Consider the following 17,935-nt stretch of genomic DNA (forward strand, 5'->3'; position numbering starts at 1 on the left):
TCAACCTGACGCCCCAGGCAAACGAAAGGAGGGTGTATTGGAACAGGAAGCAGCTAGCTTCGATGACCATGCATTTGCGCCGATGGTATCGCTGGAACTGAACGTTGCGATGTTCAAATCCCGATGGCAGTTTTGCGACAGGATTACCGAATACCTCTCAGACATTCTCGGCCAAGGTCACAGCGATCCCGCTCGATATTCCAATTTTCTTTCCGTCGCGACGAATGAGCTCATTGAACTTGCTTTCCGTTCAACGAGCGAGCCAGGAAGGATAAGTTTCAGTCTCTATCGGAGCGCGACAGTCAATCGGCTGAGAATTGTGTTTCCCGGCGAGGAAGCATTTGGCCGAAAGCACGCCAATGCAAGATCAAGTGAACGCCAGCCGGTCCCCGGCGCCGGCTCTGGATACTTGGTGATGAAGTCCGACGGGACGGTTTTGCTCAGCGATTTGGCAGCAATATTCCGCGCGACGATCCGGATTGAGAAAGACGGCGGACAAGGGATACAGATCATTGCGGATTTCCCCTCGGCCGAGGACTTCCGATGAGCCTGCTGCCGCAGCCCTTCACTGTTCATTTTGATCCGACAAATCAGGAGCTTTTGCTGTCTGGCAAGATGCGACCGGAAAGCGCCACTGAGATTGCCGATGCCCTCAAGCTGGTGCAGCAAAGTTTGGAAAAATACAGCGGGATCGTTTACCTCAATGTCAAACGTCTGACGCACATTAACATGACTGCCTTCGTAACCCTGTCCGATGTCCTCGCGGCAAGCTGTCGGACCAGGCCAGAACGGAAGATTGTCATCATCACGTCGAGCGTGGTGGCATGGTCGACCTCTTTGTTCGAGACGCTGGCGGCATCACAACCAAACTTGTCGGTTGAAGTCTACGATTCGGCATTTTATCCGGGCCAGAGCTTTGTCGAGGACGAGACTTTCATCCCCATTCTGCGTACCCAGACGAAAATGACATGGAGGCACGAACGTGAACTGTTGCCTCGCCACGGCCTGCGCAGCGGTCTTGTCATCGCGGATATCTGTTGCGGAATTGGGGATTTCGCGGCCTTGGTTCAGAGGGAATTTAAACCGGCACGCCTTGTCGCGCTGGATCATTCCGTGCGCAGCCTCGAATATGCGCGCAGGGTCGCTGCCGACTTCGATCTGCAGGGAATCGAGTACACCTATGGTGACGCCTCCCAAATGCTGCTGCGAGACAATCAATTTGACTTTGTGACCTGCCGACATTCGCTGCAGATCTTCAACCGTCCCGAGATGCTGCTGCGGGAGCTCTATCGCATCTGCAAGCCTGGCGGCCGTGTCTACATCACGAACGAAAAAAATTCGCATTGCCTGGGCGAACCACATGCTGAAACAATAAGATGGACTTACGAGGAGGTCGCCAAACTGTTCAGGTACTTCGACATGGATGTCGAGATGGGGCCGAAAAGCCGCCATCTCCTCGCCGACGCGGGGTTCGATAGTATCAGGGTCGATTCCTTTATGGTCACCAACCTGGACGGGGATCCCCAAGACTTCGCAGACATCATCGAAGCTTGGGAAAATGTCTACGCAGGTGAGATGGCCGTTCGAAGGGGCGACTCATTGGATTTCATTCGCAGGTTCCGGCAGGGATTCAAAGATCATGTCTTTGCTGCTCTTCACCCCAAGGGTTATGCAGGCTGGCCGATCTGGGCAGCCTCCGGCCGAAAGCCGCTATGATGGACGGGAGATCATCGAAAAGACCGACAAGACTAGGCTCATTTCGGGCGAAATTCATTCTGGTCGTCGGTGGAGCTGTGCTCTTTGACTTGCTGGTCAGCGGCGGACTAGCACTTTGGAATGTTCAGAGGCTGTCGCGCGATGCCACCCTCGAAGTCGGACAGGGTCTGGAAGCAGCAAGCCAGGAATACATCCGCACATATGCCGATTCCACCGCAGCCCAGGTGAGTTTGCTCCTGCGGCAGGTTCATAGCGACGTCGGCACCTTGGCAGGTGTGCTCCAGGCGCAAATCGACGATCCCGAGCGTAATTCCGATGTCGGCGCGGCGATCGCGCGCACATCGCCTGGCAGCGTCAGCCTTGTTTACGACGAGAAGGGAAAATGGTCTCAGAACCTGCCCGGCTCCGCTTCGGTTGTGAGCGTCTGGGGTTACTTGCTCGGACCTGACCATCGGCCGAAACCCGACATCCAGCGCGATCTAGAGACGAGCGCGGTTCTCGACATCGTTGCGCCGAGCCTGCTGCAGCACGGCGCTTCCAAGCTGCAGATGTACTACATCGGACCGAAAGAACGGCCAATCTTCAGGACGGCGCCTTACACCGACCAGGCTCAGACCTTCGATCGCCTTTATTCGGGGCACAACGAAGCCGATTTCTGGGACTTCTTTTTCCCCGGGCTTTACGAGTCCTGGCAGAGCTGGGCCAAGGACGCGAAAACGCGACCGGTCGCCGACGATATCACGCAGACCGCTCCATATACCGATGCCATTACCGGAAAGCTGATCGTCAGTTTCTTTCATCCATTGTGGACAGCCGACCGCCAGGATGTCGCCGGAACGGCTGGCGCGGACATCACACTCGACCAGCTCGCGCAGATTGTTGAGAATGTGAAAGTGGCCCAGTCCGGCTTTGGATTTCTCGCAATGTCCGACGGAAACGTTGTGGCGATCAACAGCACAGGAGAAAAAACCCTCGGTCTGCGTTCTGCGAGCGATGCGAGCGGAGCCGGCGCCTTGACCGGCCTGGAGCGCTCCCTAAAGGGAAGCTCCCAGCCTGCCATCGCCAAACTGGCTCTTGACCGAGAACAGGGCATTCAGCACCTGCTGTTGCAGCAGGACGGCAACGAGGTCCCCTATATCGCTATCGTCAAGAAACTGCCGGCGACCAATCTCTGGGTCAGTGGCCCGGCTCGGCAAGAGGCGATGTTGCTGGGGGTGGTTGTGCCTGAACGAGAAATCCAGGCCTCCCTCTATGCGGCCCAGGCCAAGATTTCCGAAGCGACGAACCGGATCGTGCTCTACCAAATTCTGGCGATCCTGATGTCCCTGCTGATCGTAACGATCGCGGTCTTTGCGGCCTCGAAACGAATAACCAGCGGAATCAGCGCCCTGGCAGGGGCCGCCAAACGGATTCAGGCGAAGGATTATTCCGTCAGAGTGGCCATCACAAGCAGGGACGAAGTCGGTGAGGCCGGTGAAGCCTTCAATCGCATGGCCGAAGAGATCAGCTATCATACCGAAAATCTCGAGCAACTCGTCGAAGAGCGAACCGCTCAAATCGAAGATGCAAAGGAAGAGATTTCGACCCTGAACGCACAGCTCCAGCGAGAAAATCGACGTCTCGGAACAGAGCTCGCCGTCGCCGAGAGAATCCAGCTCATGGTTCTTCCGCTGCATCAAGAGCTTGAGGAGTTTCAGGCCCTCGAGATCGCAGCCTATATGAGACCGGCGGAAGAAGTCGGCGGCGATTATTATGACGTGTTGAAGAGCGGAAATCGGTTGAAGATTGGCATCGGCGACGTCACCGGACACGGGCTCGAAAGCGGCGTCTTGATGTTGATGGTGCAGTCCGTCGCCCGCGCCCTGCAGGAAGCCGGAAACACCGATGCAGTCAAATTTCTCACGGACCTGAACAGCGCCCTGTTTAAAAACATAGTGAGGACCAAAATCGACAAGCATCTCACTCTGGCGTTTCTTGACTACGACGGAAAAGAGATGATCCTTTCGGGACAACACGAGGAAGTTGTCGTCGTGCGGGCGAACGGCAAGGTCGAGCGCATAGACACCATGGATCTGGGCATACCGATCGGGCTGGAAGCCGATATTTCTGCCTTCATTAAAACCCGTGAAATAGCGTTCGAGAAGGGGGACCTCATACTCCTGCATACGGACGGCGTAACAGAAGCCGAAAACGACGCGGGAGAACTGTTTGGCATCGAACGTCTGTGCCGCGAAGCACTTCGCATGAAGGATCAGAGCGCTGAGAAAGTCGTTTCCGGAATTGTAGCGACATTAATGCTCTTTATCGGATCGCAGAAGATTTACGACGACATCACGCTGCTCGCAGTGCGACATAGGTGAGACATGACGCCAACGGTATACGGTATGGAATCTCTGGCGGGCATAAGCCTGGGTTCGGGCACTCGCCTCACGTTAAGCGATGGACCGCTTCAGCTTGGATGGAAGCACTCAGGAATGACTGCGGACTTCATAGCGGAAGTCATGGCTCTGCCCTATTCACGTTCAAGAAAAGACTACATGCAGGCCCATCATGACATCGGATACCTCAGCAATGAGCTGATCGAAAATGCCGTTAAGTTTCGACAGCCTGGAGAGATCCTCATTGAAGCCGGCATATTCGAGGGAGCCTTTTTGATAAGGGTGAAGAACACAATCGATGGCGTGACATCATTTCGCTTTCAGCAACTGCTGCATCGCCTCCAATCGAAGGACCCTGGGGAACTTCTTCTTGAGCAAATCGAAACCAATGCAATATCGGCAGCAAGCGGTTCGGGCTTGGGGTTGCTCACCCTTCTGAGCGACTACGACGCAAAAATGGCATGGGCATTCGAAGGGAATAATGACCAGCGTATCATACTGACGACAACTGCAGCTGTGGCGATGCCACCCTCCTCCAATCTGTGAGCGAAGAATGGAAATCAGCGACGAAAACTTCCGCGTATGGGCTGAGAAAAACGAGGTGTATTTCGATGGCGTATTCCGGCTGGCGGGACCGGACGCCTATGCGCCGATTTACTCATTGGTATTCAGCCTGCTCCATGAGGGGCACAAACAGGTGACGTTCAACCTGACGGGTCTCGAATTCCTCAATTCCTCCGGCATAAATCTCTTGGCTAAGCTGACTATTGAAGCCAGAAAGATGGGCGACCTCCTGCTCGTTGTCAAAGGCACCAATCAATATCCTTGGCAAGCGAAGTCCCTCCCGAATCTCAAGAAGCTACACCCGCTTCTCGATTTACGCTTGGCGTGATTCTCTTTCGGGGGAAGTGCCAATTCACACCTCGACGCGCCATCATAATTCGAAGCCACGCCAACAGCCGCCGAATTTGAACAGCATCCTTCGGCGTCTTCGCCATCCCCCGCAGCGCCGGCCCGTCGTGATGGCGCTCCGCGTCGACCACGCTTGGCAGCCCTCAGACGCTGCTGAGGAGGAGACTGGTCTCGCTGTTTGCGACACCGTCGATCATGCGCACCTCGCGTAGAACCCGGTCGAAGTCGGCAAGGCTTGCGGCCCGGATATCGGCGACAAGGTCCCAGTTGCCATTGGTCGTGTGCAGCGCTGAAATCTCCGTCAGGCCACGGAGCTTTCGTATGACCTGGGTCGTCGATTTGCCGACGACCTCGACCATCATCACGGCACGCACGGCGTTGACGTCGTAGTCCTCCCGCACCCGGACGGTGAAGCCGAGCAGCGTACCCGTCTCCATCAGGCGATCCAGGCGGTTCTGAACGGTGCCGCGTGCGACACCGAGTGCATCGGAAAGCTTGCTCAAGGAAGCGCGCCCATCGGCGCGAAGGTGAGCGATAATCCGGCGATCCAGATCGTCGGGTGCGTATTTCGCGATGGTCATATTGCCTCCCTGATAAATTCGCGCAAATTGGCTGAACGAATTGTACAATTTCCTGCCGGAATTAGCACAGATTTGAGCTTTCGGCCAACATGCAGGACAGTTAGTCTTTCTCCTCGAGCATATGCAGGAGGAACTCAGCATGTCATCGCCCCTTCCATCGGAAAAAGCTCTCGTACCCTTCGTCAGCGTCGAGAACATGATGCGTCTTGTCCACCACATCGGCATCGAAACCGTTCTGACCGAACTTACCGACGTCATCGAGGCGGATTTCCGCCGCTGGGGATCCTTCGATAAAACCCCGCGCGTTGCCTCTCACTCCGGCGAAGGCGTGATCGAGCTGATGCCGACCTCGGACGGCGAAATCTACAGCTTCAAATATGTGAACGGCCATCCGAAGAACATGGCGCAAGGCCTGCAGACAGTGACGGCTTTCGGCCTTCTGGCGGAAGTTTCGACCGGCTATCCGGTGCTGCTCACCGAAATGACCCTGCTGACGGCGCTGAGAACGGCCGCAACTTCAGCCATGGCTGCGCGGCACCTCGCACCCAGGGGTGCCCGCACGATGGCCATGATCGGCAATGGCGCCCAGGCGGAATTCCAGGCGCTTGCCATGAAAGCCGTCTACGGCATCGATCACATCAGGCTCTACGACATCGATCCGCTGGCAACGGAAAAGATGGTCCGCAACCTTGCAGGCACGGGGCTGACGGTGACCGCCTGCAGCTCGTCCCAATCGGCTATCGAAAATGCCGATATCATTACGACCTGCACCGCCGACAAGCAGTACGCGACGATCCTGACCGACAACATGGTTGGCTCCGGCGTCCACATCAATGCCATCGGCGGCGACTGCCCGGGCAAGACCGAGCTGCACCGCGACATCCTGTTGCGCGCCGACACCTTTGTCGAATATCCGCCACAGACCCGCATCGAGGGCGAGATCCAGCAGATGGATGCCGACTATCCCGTCACCGAACTCTGGCAGGTTGTGACGGGACAGGCGACCGGTCGCCGCGATGCCAGTCAAATCACCCTGTTCGACAGCGTCGGTTTCGCGATCGAGGATTTTTCCGCTCTTCGTTATATCCGTGACAGGCTGAGGGGGACCGGGCTCTACCAGGACCTCGATATCATCGCCGATCCGGACGATCCGCGCGACCTGTTCGGCATGTTGCAGCGAGCAAGGCAGGCATAAGAGCACGACGATGCCAAGACACGTCACATATTCCGTCCAGGCGCCCTCTGCAGTCGTCATGGTCCGGCCGCACCACTTCACCGTGAATACCGAGACGGCCATCGACAACCTGTTTCAGTCCAGCCCGGATACGACGGAAGACCTTTCAATGGCGGCCTATGACGAAATCACTCAGGCCGCCGATGTGCTCAGAAGCCATGGCGTGAACGTGCATCTCTTCGACGACACCGGAACCGAGACACCGGATTCGGTCTTTCCCAACAACTGGTTTTCCACCCATGCCGGCGGTCATGTGGCGATCTATCCGATGAAGGCCGTCAGTCGCCGGCGCGAGCGGCGCAGCGACGTCATCGAAATGCTGAAGAACCAGTACCGGGTGCAGGAGGTGATCGACTATTCGGGCCTCGAGCCGGACGGACTGTTTCTCGAGGGCACCGGCGCCATGGTTCTCGATCACATCGATCGGGTGGCCTATGCCGTCCGCTCCGATCGCACCGATCCGATCGCGCTGGAACGCTTCTCGACCCACTTCAACTTCGAGCCGATGGTATTCGACGCACGCGATGGAAACGGCGTCGCCGTTTATCACACCAATGTCCTGATGTGCATCGCCACCGACTTCGCCATGATCGGACTGGAGATGATGACCGATGCAGCAAGACGGCGGGAGGTCGTTCTGAGACTGCAGCGCTCCGGCCGCGGCGTTATCGCACTCACCAACGATCAGATCGCCTCCTTCGCCGGCAACGCTCTCGAACTCCAGGCGAATGCGGGGCGTATCCTTGCGCTCTCGACCACGGCGTTTGCATCCCTGAGCCGGGATCAACGCAACACGATCGAAGAAAGCGCCGAACTGGTCGCGCTTGATATCCCGACGATCGAGCGCGCCGGCGGATCGGTCCGCTGCACGCTCGCAGCCATCCATCTGACGCCACGATGATTGCGTGATGGCGCTGGAAATTTTGCAACTGTCGTTTGACACTCTCGTGAAACTCAGCAAGGCATCTTGCATGAAGTCGACATCCTTTCGATAACGGGCGCGCGGCCAAGTTTTTGACCTCGCAGATGGGGGAGGAAAATTTGGGGGAACAAGCATGGGCCAAACCAGCCGCCAACAAGGAACCCGCAAAATTGCAAGCCTTGGCTTGGCGGCATGGGTGCTGCTCCTACCGATCGCACTGGTCTCTTTGGGGGTTTGGCAGACACAGCGTGCAGCCGAAACGCTTGAACATGCGCGCCGTTCTTCAGCCGAACTCTCGACGACCCTGGCTCAGGTGAAAAACATCGCGGCATCCGATCCTACAGCCATTCTGACCTTCCAGGGAGCGGGCGAGCCCACCTCCCTTGCCGCCCTGGTCGCCGTTTCGCAAATCGAGGAAGCTCTTTCTCAAGCCGACGAGGAGCTGGAAACCTCCCAGATCCGCCGGCCACTGGTTTGGGGAACGATCGGCGGAGCCGTGCTTGCGTTTCTTGGCGGTGCGTTTGGACTGATGGCGGCCGGCATTTCCGGGATCCGCGCGCGCGCCTCCCAACGCCAACTGATCACGAGCTTTCAACGTCTGCGGTCGCTGCTTCCGTTCATTCTTGCGACCGTTGTGATCGGGTTTTCTATCGGCGTCATTTCGGCGACCCTCTTCGAAGCAGTCAGCATGGGCCTTTGGGCCGATTTCACCACGGGCAGTGCCAAGCTTTTCGCGGTCCCCGTCGTCCTCGCCGTCATCGCAGCCTACAGCGCCTTCATGGCGCTGCGCGGCTTGAAGGATGTCTTTGCCCTGTTCACACCCGAGCCGCTTGTCGCCTCGGGACGAGTCATCGAAGAAACGGAGGCTCCGAAACTTTGGCGTTTCGTGCGTAGCCTGGCCGAGCGGCAAAAGGCTTTGTTGCCTGACACGATCATCGTCGGCCTCAGACAGGGCTTTTTCGTAACCGAGAGCCTGCTGCGTCTCTGGCCTGAGGACAGGCTGGTGACCGGACGGTCGCTCTATCTGCCTGCGGCCTATCTTGATCTTCTCGACCAGGCCGAAATCGCGGCAATCATCGGCCATGAGCTCGCCCATTTTTCCGGCGAAGACACCACCTACAGCCAGCAGTTCACCCCGATTTATGCGGGCCTCTGGCGTGCTCTTGCAGCTCTGGGACGCGCCGACGGTGGTCGCTTCGTCCTGTATCCGGCGGTGAAGCTCGGCTTTCACGCCATGCAGCGGTTCGATCATGCCGTCGCGCACTGGAGCCGGCTGCGAGAATTCGATGCTGACCGTAGCGGCAGCCTGCTGGCGACGCCGGCGGACGCCGCCTCGGCTCTCATCCGCACGGGGATTATCGCTCCCGCCGTCGCCTATGTTCTTGAGCGCGCATATGCCGGATCGGATGACACCGCTTCCGGCGATACGCGGCCTGACCTCGTCGCGCAGACGACGGAACTGGTCACCGCCAATGGATGGAGCGATCCGATGCCCCTTTTGGGAGATCGGCAACCGCATCCGACCGACAGCCATCCGCCGACGATCCAGCGGATATCGGCCCTCGGTGTGGAAATTGGCGATGACCTCCTGCAACGAGCGATGCGTTCGCCGGAGCCGGGCGCTCGCTCCTTTGCGGACGATCTGTTTTCGAATTGGGCCGGACTATGCCGTCTGTTGAGCAGGGATTTCATCGATGACGCGCGCATGATGCGTGACCGGCGGCGCGAAGTGCTCGAGAAGGTGGTTGCTGGGGTGTCGCAGGAAACCGTTGTCTACGACAACATCAAGCCGATGATCTGGACGATGGTGATCGTCGCCATGATCTTCGCCGGATTTGGCCTGACGGTCGTCTTTCTCAGCGGCCAACTGGGCCTCGGCTACGATGAATTCGCACAGTCACTGATCGCCGCGATCACCGCCTTCGGCGCTGTCACCTCCCTTCTCTACGCGGCCTTTCTGTATCGGAGCGCGGCACGACCGCTCATGGTGCTGACCCCGGATGCATTGCTCGCCTCCAGACTGGACAAGCCGGTTGCCTGGACGGATGTTGCGGGCTACGCGGTCTACGCATCGAGCCGTTTTGCCCTGCGCCTCTGGCTCAATCAGGATGCGCCAGTGCCAAAAAAACATTGGCGTGCGATCTATAGTAAAATCGACCGCCGGCAGCGCATCATCACGCTGGGTGCCCTGGGGATTAAAGGGATGAAGGCCGCCGACTTCAGCGCACTCGTCGGCCGGTATCACCAGGCCGCTTACGCCCGACAGGAGCTCGCCGCCGCTATGTTGCACCCGTCCCGCGATGCGTCCGCAGACGAGACAGCCGGAAAATACTGAGCAGCAATGAGCTCAACCGATGGCCGCTTCGCGCGAAGAGGGAATCGTTAAGCATTTCAGGTCGTCTAAGACCATTGCCGGAGCGGCATCGGACCTCGGTCCGATGTGCAATGCGCGATCACCGTCTAACCTCTCCTATCTGCTCAAGCCGTGTATCTGCGCGGCGCTTGATCTGATTTGGAGGAAAACAATGCGGATCGCAACCTTAGCGTCCCTGACCGCGCTCTCGCTGGCTCTTGCGACGAGCCCGGCAACAATTGTCGGAATCGATATGACGGCACTGGCGAAGAACGGTGGAAACGGTGGCGGCAACGGTGGAGGCAATGGTGGAGGCAATGGTGGCGGTCACGGCGGCGGCAGTGGCAACCATGGCAGCAACAGCCAGGGTGGCAGTTCAAACCACGGCAACTCCAAATCTCAAGGCGTGAAAGGCAAATCCACCGAGGCGACAAGCAAGTCGAAGTCCGCGAAGGCAGACGAGACTAAAATCGGCACGAAAGAAAAAAACCTGTCGGCGCAGCTTGCGGGTCTGAACTCCTTGAAGCGGAACTATAAGGCACTGATGCATACGTCGGATCCACGCATGACCGCTATCGCGGCCTATGCCGTGGCTTATGCCCAATATGAACTCGACAATGGAATCGAGCCCGCAGCCGATGACCCTCTGTTGGGGGATCAGGCGCTGGAGGACGCATTGGCTTCAGCGACGAAAACCGGAGAAGTCAGCCCGGCGGTTTTGGACGAAGCCAAAACCATCTTGGGGGTTGGCGACGCAAACGGGAAGATCGATCAAATCCGCACCTCTCTGGAGAACGCGGCGCCGGTGACATCAGACGAATAGCCGAGAATTCAGGTGCGAGCGGTGTGGAGCTGATAAGTATGGCTCCGCACTAAACTACGAAAGAGCATTTCCGTTTTGTTTGAGTACGGATATGCTCTTTTTTTTGCAGACACAGAACCCTCTGTTGAAACTGCTCCAAGATGAATGCGCCTCTATCAGCCCAGTTCATCGAACAATTTCACGACGCCAAGTCATCATCGTTATTCCCTATTTATCAGAAGGCCGGGCAGGCAGACCGGTTCTGCTGTCGCTCATAGCCCAGATGCCGTCGACGCTGCGCTCGACCCAAAAGCGACACTCCCACTGAATCATGAGACCCTTCCCAAACTTCCGGCCCAAGCTTGAGCTCACCTTGCTGGATGTAGGATCATCCGGCTTTAACGCGGGATGACCACAGTGGAGGTCAGCCGCCCATGCTTTAAGGCGAACGGTTTTTGCGGCGCGTTCTGCGATTTCGCTGGTCGTAATTTTCTCGAAAGTGCGCCTGGTCATCTCAAGCGGATCGCGGCCGGATATTTCGGCGCTTGATCGCGTTGAATTCCAATCCTTCGGTTAAGAGCCAAGTGAATTGTTGACGCAACGAATTATAATACTATTGAATCCGGAATACAATGGATTGAAAAAGGATGAATTATTCAGGTATTTTATAAATTTTATTTCAACGGTTCGATAATTTCACTATTTTTCTTTATGCAGACTTACTGATACTTACGTGAACGCATAAAGAACTTTCGAGCATTCCAGCTGTTGCGAGCAGTGTTTTCTAGGCTTCACGCCTGATTTGGAACGAAGGCGGATCAAAACGAGTTCCTAGAACAGCTGAGTTGAAACCGGTTATGGCTCTGCCTCGCCGGTATCCCCACGGCGGAACTCATCGAATAGCGCCCCGGTCGCTCTCGATGCATCGGCGGGCGGCGTGATGCCACGTTCACCGCCCGCGGGCATCATCGCAAACTGAAGGTGTCGTAACCACCTTAAAGCTGACGGCAGTCATGTCACGGGCGCTGCTGTTTGAGGGCAATTACCCTAGCCCCAGCAAGGAGGACGTCGTGTCTTCCACTCATTTGTCAGAAATTGATGATCCAACCGACATCGGCCTTATCAGGACAGTCCTTCGAAGTGCCGGCTTTCGGGGCAGCCACGCTTTGCAGACTCCGAAGAAAAGCGTGCCGCGCTTACCTTTCTCAAATCGGAGTTTCGAAATGGCGTATCCTCGGAAAACGAATTGTTGTCGGCGCTGAAACGTCGAGACGATCTTTTGCCGCCGGCACTTCGGCGAATGCAGGGGATATAGCAAACCTCGAGGCGGAACCCCGTATTTGCAGGTGGCAGCACATTTCCACCCGGTGCGACCGCTCGACCTTTCGTAAACAGGGAGCTTGTGTAGGCGCGCGCAGCACTCATGAAGGCGCGTTTAAACTATCTCAGTTTCGATCTTCGGACTGTGCTATGATGAGCAATGGCAGAGTTCTCCGCACTTGAAGCAGCCACGCGACGGGTCACCGATGATCGAATCCAGATCGCGGTCCAGGAAGCCGAAATTGCCGGGGGCGTTCTCCGGGGCGAATCCACGTCTTTGGCTCGAGAAAAGCTCAAGAGCTGTTTGCAAAATCTTCGATTTCACATCTTTGCGCGTGACCTGATCCAAGCGAGGATAAGCGTAGATCATCACCTGCCGCCCATGTCGAGGACATGAGTTCCACGAAACTGCATTAAACGACGAGCTGTAAATTCATTGCGTTCCCGCCTTCCTTCGCCAGACTGGTACTCCCCGATGATGACCGGTTTTGAGCCGAAGGGGCTTCAGACACGTTCCCTCGCCCCATTTGGGGGAGAGGGTTGGTGTGAGGCAGCTCTTGGGCTTCGACGGCGCGCGCAAGCTCATCCCTCCAATTCGATGATCGCGCAGCCATAACCTTCGAGATCGAGCCGGCCGGCAACGGGGTTTTCATCATTCAGGAGATCGCAGCCTGCGGGGACGCCGCCGATGGCGGCCGGCTGGTCGGTGTAGTTCTGGATGAACAGCAGCCGACGGTCGTCATTCATCCGCATGGTCACCTCGACACCCTCGGGAAGCTCGCCGATCAGCGGCTCGATGCCGACGGGCGCAAATAGCCGCCCGGCAAGCGCTGCCGTCAGATCCGGCGTGAGATAGGTGCCGACATAGACCACCTGCCCTTTACCGACCTTGCGCGACGTCGCCATCGGCTGGCCCTCGGCATAGCGGTTCGACCAGGCCGCGACCACTTCGACATCGCCGTCGGTCGCAAGGTTTTCATAAAAATAGCCGGCAGCCAGTTCGCGGTTGCCAATCTTGAAGCGGCGCTCGCGCCGGTGCGATTCCGCCGGCTTGTTCGGAGGAATGACAAGCCCGCCCGAACGCTCCATCACATCGAACAGCCCGTTGGCGCCGGGGGCAGCAAGACGGCCGAAATCCTCGACGCGCACGCCTGTGAGCTGAGACAGCGAGGTGCCGGGCGCGGTCTCGCGGATCACGTGGTTGTCTTCGTTGCGCGTGCCGGTGCGCGCGCCGATGACGACAGTGCCGCCTTGCTCGGCGAAGGATTTCAGCCTTTCTGTCCATTCGTCCTTCCACATCACCCAATGGGGAACATAGAGCAGCTTGAGCTTGGAAAGATCGTCCTCGGGATGAATGAAGCCGCAGGCAATGCCGCGGTCGTAGCAATATTGGTGCAGCAGGATCGCATCGTCCTGTGGGCTCGGCAGGCCGATTGGATAGGTCTTGTGGGCTTCCTGATTGTCGAAGTCGGATCCGGCGATGCCGACATCCATACGCACATGGGTGCCGAGGATCTTGGGCGCTAGCGCGGTCATCTCGGTTGCGAAGCGTTTCGCCTCGTCATAGCGATGGCGGGCGACGTCGTCGTGGTCGATGATGCCCATCCAATAGATCTCGGCGCCGAAATGCGCGGGGCGCCAGCGGAAGAACATCAGACCGTCAGCGCCATGGGCGACAGAGGAGAGCGCCATGCGGCGCAGTTCGCCCGGCTCCGGCGTCAGCGTGCAGAAACCCGGCTGGCTGCCGAAGCCCGATTGCTGCTCGGGAACGATGTAGTTGCCGGAAAAACCGCGGCAGATATCGAGGTGCAGCGCCTGGACCTTGGCGTGGTTTCCGAGCCGTTGGAACTCGTCGTAGAGCATCGGATAGATATCGTAGCCGACGAAATCGAGATCGGTGGTGAACTGGCCGCGAAAGTCGATATCTCTGAGACCCCCGAGATTGTGGAAGACGAACCAGGAGGGTTTCACGGCGCGCAGGATCTCGACCTGGTCGTGCTGGAAGCGCGCCGTCGAAAAGGCCAGGAAACGGTGATAATCCTGGAGATGTCCGGGGCTCGGGAAGGTCGGGCCGAACTCGATCGGCAGCACCACCTGGTCGAAACTGTCATAGGCCGTCGCCCAGAAATCGCCGCCCCACGCCGTGTTGAGCTTGTCGATTTCGCCATATCTGCCGGCCAGAAAGGCCTGGAATTCGGTGAGCGTCGCCTTCGAAAAACTCTCCGGCATGCTGGTATTCAGCTCGTTGTCGGTCTGCCAGCCGACGACAAAGGGATTGTCGCGATAGTGCTCGGCCATCGCTTTGGTGATGCGCCGGCTGTGTTCGCGAAAGACCGGGCTCGCCGTGTCGCAATGCTGCCGCGAGCCATGGCTCATCGGTCGGCCCTTGCCGTCGACCCTTAGAATCTCTGGATGCGCCACGGTCAGCCAGCGCGGCGGCGTTGCCGTCGGCGTGCACATGATCGTGTCGATGCCAAAGCGCCCGAGCATGGCGATGGCACGGTCGAACAGATCGAAATCGAAGGTGCCGAGCTTCGGCTCGAGAATATGCCAGGCGAATTCGGCCATTCTGACCACGTTGAAGCCGGCCTTTGCCATGCGCTCGGCGTCGCGCTCCCAGTAGCTTTCGTCGACGTGCTCGGGATAATGCGGGGCGCCGACGAGGAAGCGGTCGGTCTTGACGGAGTTCCATACGGAAAGGTTTGCGGTCTTGTCGGACACGGTGATGTTTCCTGTGATTATCTGTCGAGGATCGTCTTGCGGGCGCTGATCGTGCGTCCGCCGTCGGGCGAGAAGAGATAAAGTTCGCTGGCGTCGAGCTTCAGCGCCACGTTTTGGTCGGCGGTAACGGGCGCGACGTAGCTCAGCTGCACCGTGATGTTGCCGGTGCCGCTTTCCGAGGCGATGGTCCTGAGATTGCCGGCGTCGATATAGAGGATGGTTTCGCGCCCGAGATGCTCGACCAGTCGGACCGCACCGCTGATCGCCCCGCCTTGGGCAGCGTCGGCGACCACCGATATGTTTTCCGGCCTTACACCCAGCGTCAGGCTGGCGCCCTTCGGCAGCACCGCGGCCTCCGCCAGTTCCACCGTCACCGGCACAAGGCCGGGTGCCGAAACCGTGATATTGCGGCCGGACACCTCATCGACGGTAACGCCGAGGAAGTTCATCCGCGGGGCACCGAGAAAGCCCGCGACGAAGAGGTTGTCAGGGTTGCGGTAGAGTTCGAGCGGTGAGCCCACCTGCTCGATTATTCCCTGGTTCAAGACGACGATCCGGCTCGCCATGGTCATGGCCTCCACCTGGTCGTGGGTGACGTAGACCATGGTGGCGCCGAGTTCGGCATGCAGGCTGCTGAGCTCGACGCGCATCTGGGTTCGAAGTGCTGCGTCGAGGTTCGACAGCGGCTCGTCGAAGAGGAAGACGTCGGGCGAACGGGTGATTGCCCGGCCGATCGCCACGCGCTGCCGTTGGCCGCCGGAGAGCTGCTTCGGCCGCTTTTCCAGCTGGTCGGTGATCCTCAGGATCTTGGCGGCGCGGGCCACCGCCGCCTCGATCTCGGCCTTCGGGCGCTTGGCCATGCGCAAACCGAAGCCCATGTTCTCCGCCACCGTCATATGCGGATAGAGTGCGTAGGACTGGAAGACCATAGCGATGCCGCGGTCCCCAGGCTCCTGTTTGCTGACGTCGCGGCCGTTGATCAGGATCTGGCCGGAGGAGATCTCCTCCAGGCCGGCGATCGACTTCAAAAGCGTGGACTTGCCGCAGCCGGAGGGGCCGACCATGACGATGAACTCACCCTGCGCCACGGAAAGATCGATGCCGCGCAGCGCGTGATAAGCACCGTAATTCTTGTTGATCTGTCGGAGTTCGAGACTGGTCATGCGTCCTGGCTCTCTGCTGTTGAAACTTGGAACGTTAGGAGATGGCTCATCCCTTCACCGCTCCCATCGTCAGGCCGGCGATGAAGTGGCGCTGCATCAGGAAGAACATGACGACGGGCGGCACGGCGACGACGATGGTGCCGGCGGAAATCAGGTTCCAGGCCGATACCCATTCGCCGCGGAGATTGGCAAGGCCGGCGGTAACAGGCTTGACGGAGTCGCTGACGGTCAGCACCACGGCCCAGAAATAATCGTTCCAGATGAAGGTGAAGATCAGGATGGCAAGTGCGGCCAGCGCCGGCCGCACCAGCGGGATCGCCACATGCACCAGCGTCTGGAAGGGAGAGGCCCCTTCGGCTCGCGCCGCCTGGAACAGCTCGTCGGGAAGTGCGGCAATGAAATTGCGCATGAACAGTGTTGCAAAGCCGGTCTGGAAGGCGACGTGGAAGATGATCAGCGCCGCCGTGGTGTCGATCAGATCGAGCCGGACCATCAGGTCGCGCACCGGGATCATCATGATCTGGTGCGGCAGGAAATTGCCGCCGACGAACAGCGCGAAGATCAGCATGTTGCCGGGAAAGCGGTAGCGCGACAACACATAGCCGGCGAGCGTGCTCAGCACCAGGACGCCGATCACCGAGGGAATGGTGATCGTCAGGCTGTTGAGGAAGTAGCGGGCCATCGGTGTCTGCGTGAAGACAGCCGTGTAATTGTCGACCACGCCGATGCCGGTCGGCCATCCCCACAGATTGCCGCCCATGACATCCTCGGTCGAACGGAACGAGGTGAGGATGATCGCAAACAGCGGGCAGAGCCAGAGCAGAAGGACGATGACGACGGCGAGCACATAGAGGCGGCGCTGCCAGACGTCGGCTTCGGGAATGGGACGAGGATACATCAGCCTCCCCTTTCTTCTGTATGGATGATGCGGCTGAGGTACCAGACGATGAAGGCGGCCATGATCACAAACAGCACGGACGCGATCGCCGCGCCGTAACCGAAGCGATAGGAGAAGATCGACCGTTCGAACATCTGGTAGGCGAGAACCGAGGACGAACCGAAAGGGCCGCCATTCGTCATCACCGATACCATATCGAAGGACCTGAGTGCCCCGACCACGGTGACGGCAATGGCGATGAAAGTGACCTGGGTCAGCTGCGGCAGCACGATGTGCCACAACATGTTCCAGCCCCTCGCCCCATCGACGCGCCCGGCACCGATCAGCTCTTCGCTGAGATTGTTGAGCCCGGCGAGATAAAGAACCATGCAGAAGGTGATCTGCGGCCAGAGTGCTGCAATCACGATGGCGAAGGTGACGAAATGCTCGTCGGAGAGAACCGCTGGCGCCGTCGCCCCGAAGGCCCTGAAGATCAGCGCAAGCAACCCGAACTCCGGCGTATAGACCCAGGTGAACACCACACCGACCGTCACCGAGGCGAGCACCAGCGGGATGAAGAACAGCGACTTCAGGAAGCGCATACCGCGAATTTTCTGGTTGACCAGCAGCGCGATGGCGAGCCCGATCGGCGGTGCCGCCATGAACATTACCAGCCAGATCAGGTTGTTCTTCAGCGACACGTAGAATTGCGGATCGTTGTAAAGCTCGACGTAGTTGCCGAAGCCGATCCAGACCATCGGGCCGAAGCCGTCCCAGTCGTGCAGGCTGATCCAGAGGCTCCTGACGGCCGATAGCAGGATGACGGTGAAGAACAGCAATATCGCCGGCGCGATGAGTAAAGTCGGGGTGAGCCACCAGCGCTGGCGGCGCCATAACATCAACATCTCAAGAACCTCATTAATACAGGAGCAGACTCATGCGTGCTCCGGGAGCAG

At 58.5% G+C, this 17,935-nt stretch carries 15 protein-coding genes; 9 read left to right on the forward strand and 6 right to left on the reverse strand.

Features of this window, described 5'->3' with window-relative positions:
• Nucleotides 1–37 precede the first annotated feature (37 nt).
• The 5 genes from U5G49_RS13235 to U5G49_RS13255 are packed head-to-tail and all read left to right on the forward strand — an operon-like array spanning nucleotide 38 to nucleotide 4,986.
• Nucleotides 38–547: a hypothetical protein gene (locus U5G49_RS13235; protein ID WP_047623318.1), complete on the forward strand. Its 510-nt coding sequence runs from the start codon at nucleotides 38–40 to the stop codon at nucleotides 545–547.
• Nucleotides 544–1,716 carry a class I SAM-dependent methyltransferase gene (locus tag U5G49_RS13240; protein WP_130717031.1) on the forward strand — a complete coding sequence of 391 codons (1,173 nt, stop codon included), beginning with the start codon at nucleotides 544–546 and terminating at the stop codon, nucleotides 1,714–1,716. The genes U5G49_RS13235 and U5G49_RS13240 overlap by 4 nt, the downstream gene beginning before the upstream one ends.
• Nucleotides 1,713–4,076: a SpoIIE family protein phosphatase gene (locus U5G49_RS13245; RefSeq protein ID WP_193445685.1), complete on the forward strand. Its 2,364-nt coding sequence runs from the start codon at nucleotides 1,713–1,715 to the stop codon at nucleotides 4,074–4,076. Before U5G49_RS13240 ends, U5G49_RS13245 begins: the two co-directional genes overlap by 4 nt.
• Nucleotides 4,077–4,079: 3 nt before the next feature.
• Nucleotides 4,080–4,640 (forward strand): slr1658 superfamily regulator, encoded by a 561-nt coding sequence (locus tag U5G49_RS13250; RefSeq protein ID WP_193445684.1) that lies wholly within the window; start codon nucleotides 4,080–4,082, stop codon nucleotides 4,638–4,640.
• A gap of 7 nt (nucleotides 4,641–4,647) precedes the next feature.
• Complete coding sequence (locus U5G49_RS13255; protein WP_193445683.1) at nucleotides 4,648–4,986, forward strand: slr1659 superfamily regulator; 339 nt, start codon at nucleotides 4,648–4,650, stop codon at nucleotides 4,984–4,986.
• A gap of 163 nt (nucleotides 4,987–5,149) precedes the next feature.
• Here the strand turns inward: U5G49_RS13255 and U5G49_RS13260 are convergent, their stop codons facing one another.
• Nucleotides 5,150–5,587 (reverse strand): Lrp/AsnC family transcriptional regulator, encoded by a 438-nt coding sequence (locus U5G49_RS13260; protein WP_018242678.1) that lies wholly within the window; start codon nucleotides 5,585–5,587, stop codon nucleotides 5,150–5,152.
• 139 nt (nucleotides 5,588–5,726) lie between these two features.
• Here U5G49_RS13260 and U5G49_RS13265 point away from each other — a divergent pair, with 139 nt between their 5' ends.
• The 4 genes from U5G49_RS13265 to U5G49_RS13280 all read left to right on the forward strand — a co-directional run bounded on the left by U5G49_RS13265 (nucleotide 5,727) and on the right by U5G49_RS13280 (nucleotide 10,919).
• Nucleotides 5,727–6,782, forward strand: coding sequence for an ornithine cyclodeaminase (locus tag U5G49_RS13265; RefSeq protein ID WP_193445682.1), 1,056 nt, complete (start codon nucleotides 5,727–5,729; stop codon nucleotides 6,780–6,782).
• Between the two features lie 10 nt (nucleotides 6,783–6,792).
• On the forward strand, nucleotides 6,793–7,722 hold the full coding sequence (ctlX, locus tag U5G49_RS13270; protein WP_193445681.1) for a citrulline utilization hydrolase CtlX: 930 nt from the start codon (nucleotides 6,793–6,795) through the stop codon (nucleotides 7,720–7,722).
• A gap of 154 nt (nucleotides 7,723–7,876) precedes the next feature.
• Nucleotides 7,877–10,078 carry a M48 family metallopeptidase gene (locus U5G49_RS13275; protein WP_193445680.1) on the forward strand — a complete coding sequence of 734 codons (2,202 nt, stop codon included), beginning with the start codon at nucleotides 7,877–7,879 and terminating at the stop codon, nucleotides 10,076–10,078.
• Nucleotides 10,079–10,268: 190 nt separating this feature from the next.
• Complete coding sequence (locus U5G49_RS13280; RefSeq protein WP_130729486.1) at nucleotides 10,269–10,919, forward strand: hypothetical protein; 651 nt, start codon at nucleotides 10,269–10,271, stop codon at nucleotides 10,917–10,919.
• A 1,447-nt stretch (nucleotides 10,920–12,366) separates the two neighbouring features.
• Here the strand turns inward: U5G49_RS13280 and U5G49_RS13285 are convergent.
• The 5 genes from U5G49_RS13285 to U5G49_RS13305 all read right to left on the reverse strand — a co-directional run bounded on the left by U5G49_RS13285 (nucleotide 12,367) and on the right by U5G49_RS13305 (nucleotide 17,884).
• Nucleotides 12,367–12,588: a hypothetical protein gene (locus tag U5G49_RS13285; RefSeq protein ID WP_018242684.1), complete on the reverse strand. Its 222-nt coding sequence runs from the start codon at nucleotides 12,586–12,588 to the stop codon at nucleotides 12,367–12,369.
• Between the two features lie 212 nt (nucleotides 12,589–12,800).
• Nucleotides 12,801–14,939 carry a beta-galactosidase gene (locus U5G49_RS13290; RefSeq protein ID WP_115157264.1) on the reverse strand — a complete coding sequence of 713 codons (2,139 nt, stop codon included), beginning with the start codon at nucleotides 14,937–14,939 and terminating at the stop codon, nucleotides 12,801–12,803.
• Nucleotides 14,940–14,956: 17 nt separating this feature from the next.
• The gene (locus tag U5G49_RS13295; RefSeq protein ID WP_115157263.1) at nucleotides 14,957–16,102 is read right to left on the reverse strand and encodes an ABC transporter ATP-binding protein; all 1,146 of its coding nucleotides are present in this window, start codon (nucleotides 16,100–16,102) and stop codon (nucleotides 14,957–14,959) included.
• Nucleotides 16,103–16,148: 46 nt separating this feature from the next.
• Entirely contained in the window at nucleotides 16,149–17,000 is an 852-nt protein-coding gene (locus U5G49_RS13300; protein ID WP_115157262.1) for a carbohydrate ABC transporter permease, read from the reverse strand.
• The gene (locus U5G49_RS13305; protein ID WP_193445679.1) at nucleotides 17,000–17,884 is read right to left on the reverse strand and encodes a carbohydrate ABC transporter permease; all 885 of its coding nucleotides are present in this window, start codon (nucleotides 17,882–17,884) and stop codon (nucleotides 17,000–17,002) included. Before U5G49_RS13305 ends, U5G49_RS13300 begins: the two co-directional genes overlap by 1 nt.
• Nucleotides 17,885–17,935 lie beyond the last annotated feature (51 nt).

This window comes from Rhizobium indigoferae, from assembly GCF_034554815.1.
GTDB lineage: Bacteria > Pseudomonadota > Alphaproteobacteria > Rhizobiales > Rhizobiaceae > Rhizobium > Rhizobium leguminosarum.

Coding starts and splice junctions, on each gene's coding strand:
- U5G49_RS13250 (WP_193445684.1), top strand. CDS start 4,080: ATGACGCCAACGGTATACGGTATGGAATCTCTGGCGGGCATAAGCCTG.
- U5G49_RS13305 (WP_193445679.1), bottom strand. CDS start 17,884: ATGTTGATGTTATGGCGCCGCCAGCGCTGGTGGCTCACCCCGACTTTA.
- U5G49_RS13240 (WP_130717031.1), top strand. CDS start 544: ATGAGCCTGCTGCCGCAGCCCTTCACTGTTCATTTTGATCCGACAAAT.
- U5G49_RS13285 (WP_018242684.1), bottom strand. CDS start 12,588: ATGATCTACGCTTATCCTCGCTTGGATCAGGTCACGCGCAAAGATGTG.
- ctlX (WP_193445681.1), top strand. CDS start 6,793: ATGCCAAGACACGTCACATATTCCGTCCAGGCGCCCTCTGCAGTCGTC.
- U5G49_RS13255 (WP_193445683.1), top strand. CDS start 4,648: ATGGAAATCAGCGACGAAAACTTCCGCGTATGGGCTGAGAAAAACGAG.
- U5G49_RS13265 (WP_193445682.1), top strand. CDS start 5,727: ATGTCATCGCCCCTTCCATCGGAAAAAGCTCTCGTACCCTTCGTCAGC.
- U5G49_RS13260 (WP_018242678.1), bottom strand. CDS start 5,587: ATGACCATCGCGAAATACGCACCCGACGATCTGGATCGCCGGATTATC.
- U5G49_RS13295 (WP_115157263.1), bottom strand. CDS start 16,102: ATGACCAGTCTCGAACTCCGACAGATCAACAAGAATTACGGTGCTTAT.
- U5G49_RS13300 (WP_115157262.1), bottom strand. CDS start 17,000: ATGTATCCTCGTCCCATTCCCGAAGCCGACGTCTGGCAGCGCCGCCTC.
- U5G49_RS13275 (WP_193445680.1), top strand. CDS start 7,877: ATGGGCCAAACCAGCCGCCAACAAGGAACCCGCAAAATTGCAAGCCTT.
- U5G49_RS13280 (WP_130729486.1), top strand. CDS start 10,269: ATGCGGATCGCAACCTTAGCGTCCCTGACCGCGCTCTCGCTGGCTCTT.
- U5G49_RS13245 (WP_193445685.1), top strand. CDS start 1,713: ATGATGGACGGGAGATCATCGAAAAGACCGACAAGACTAGGCTCATTT.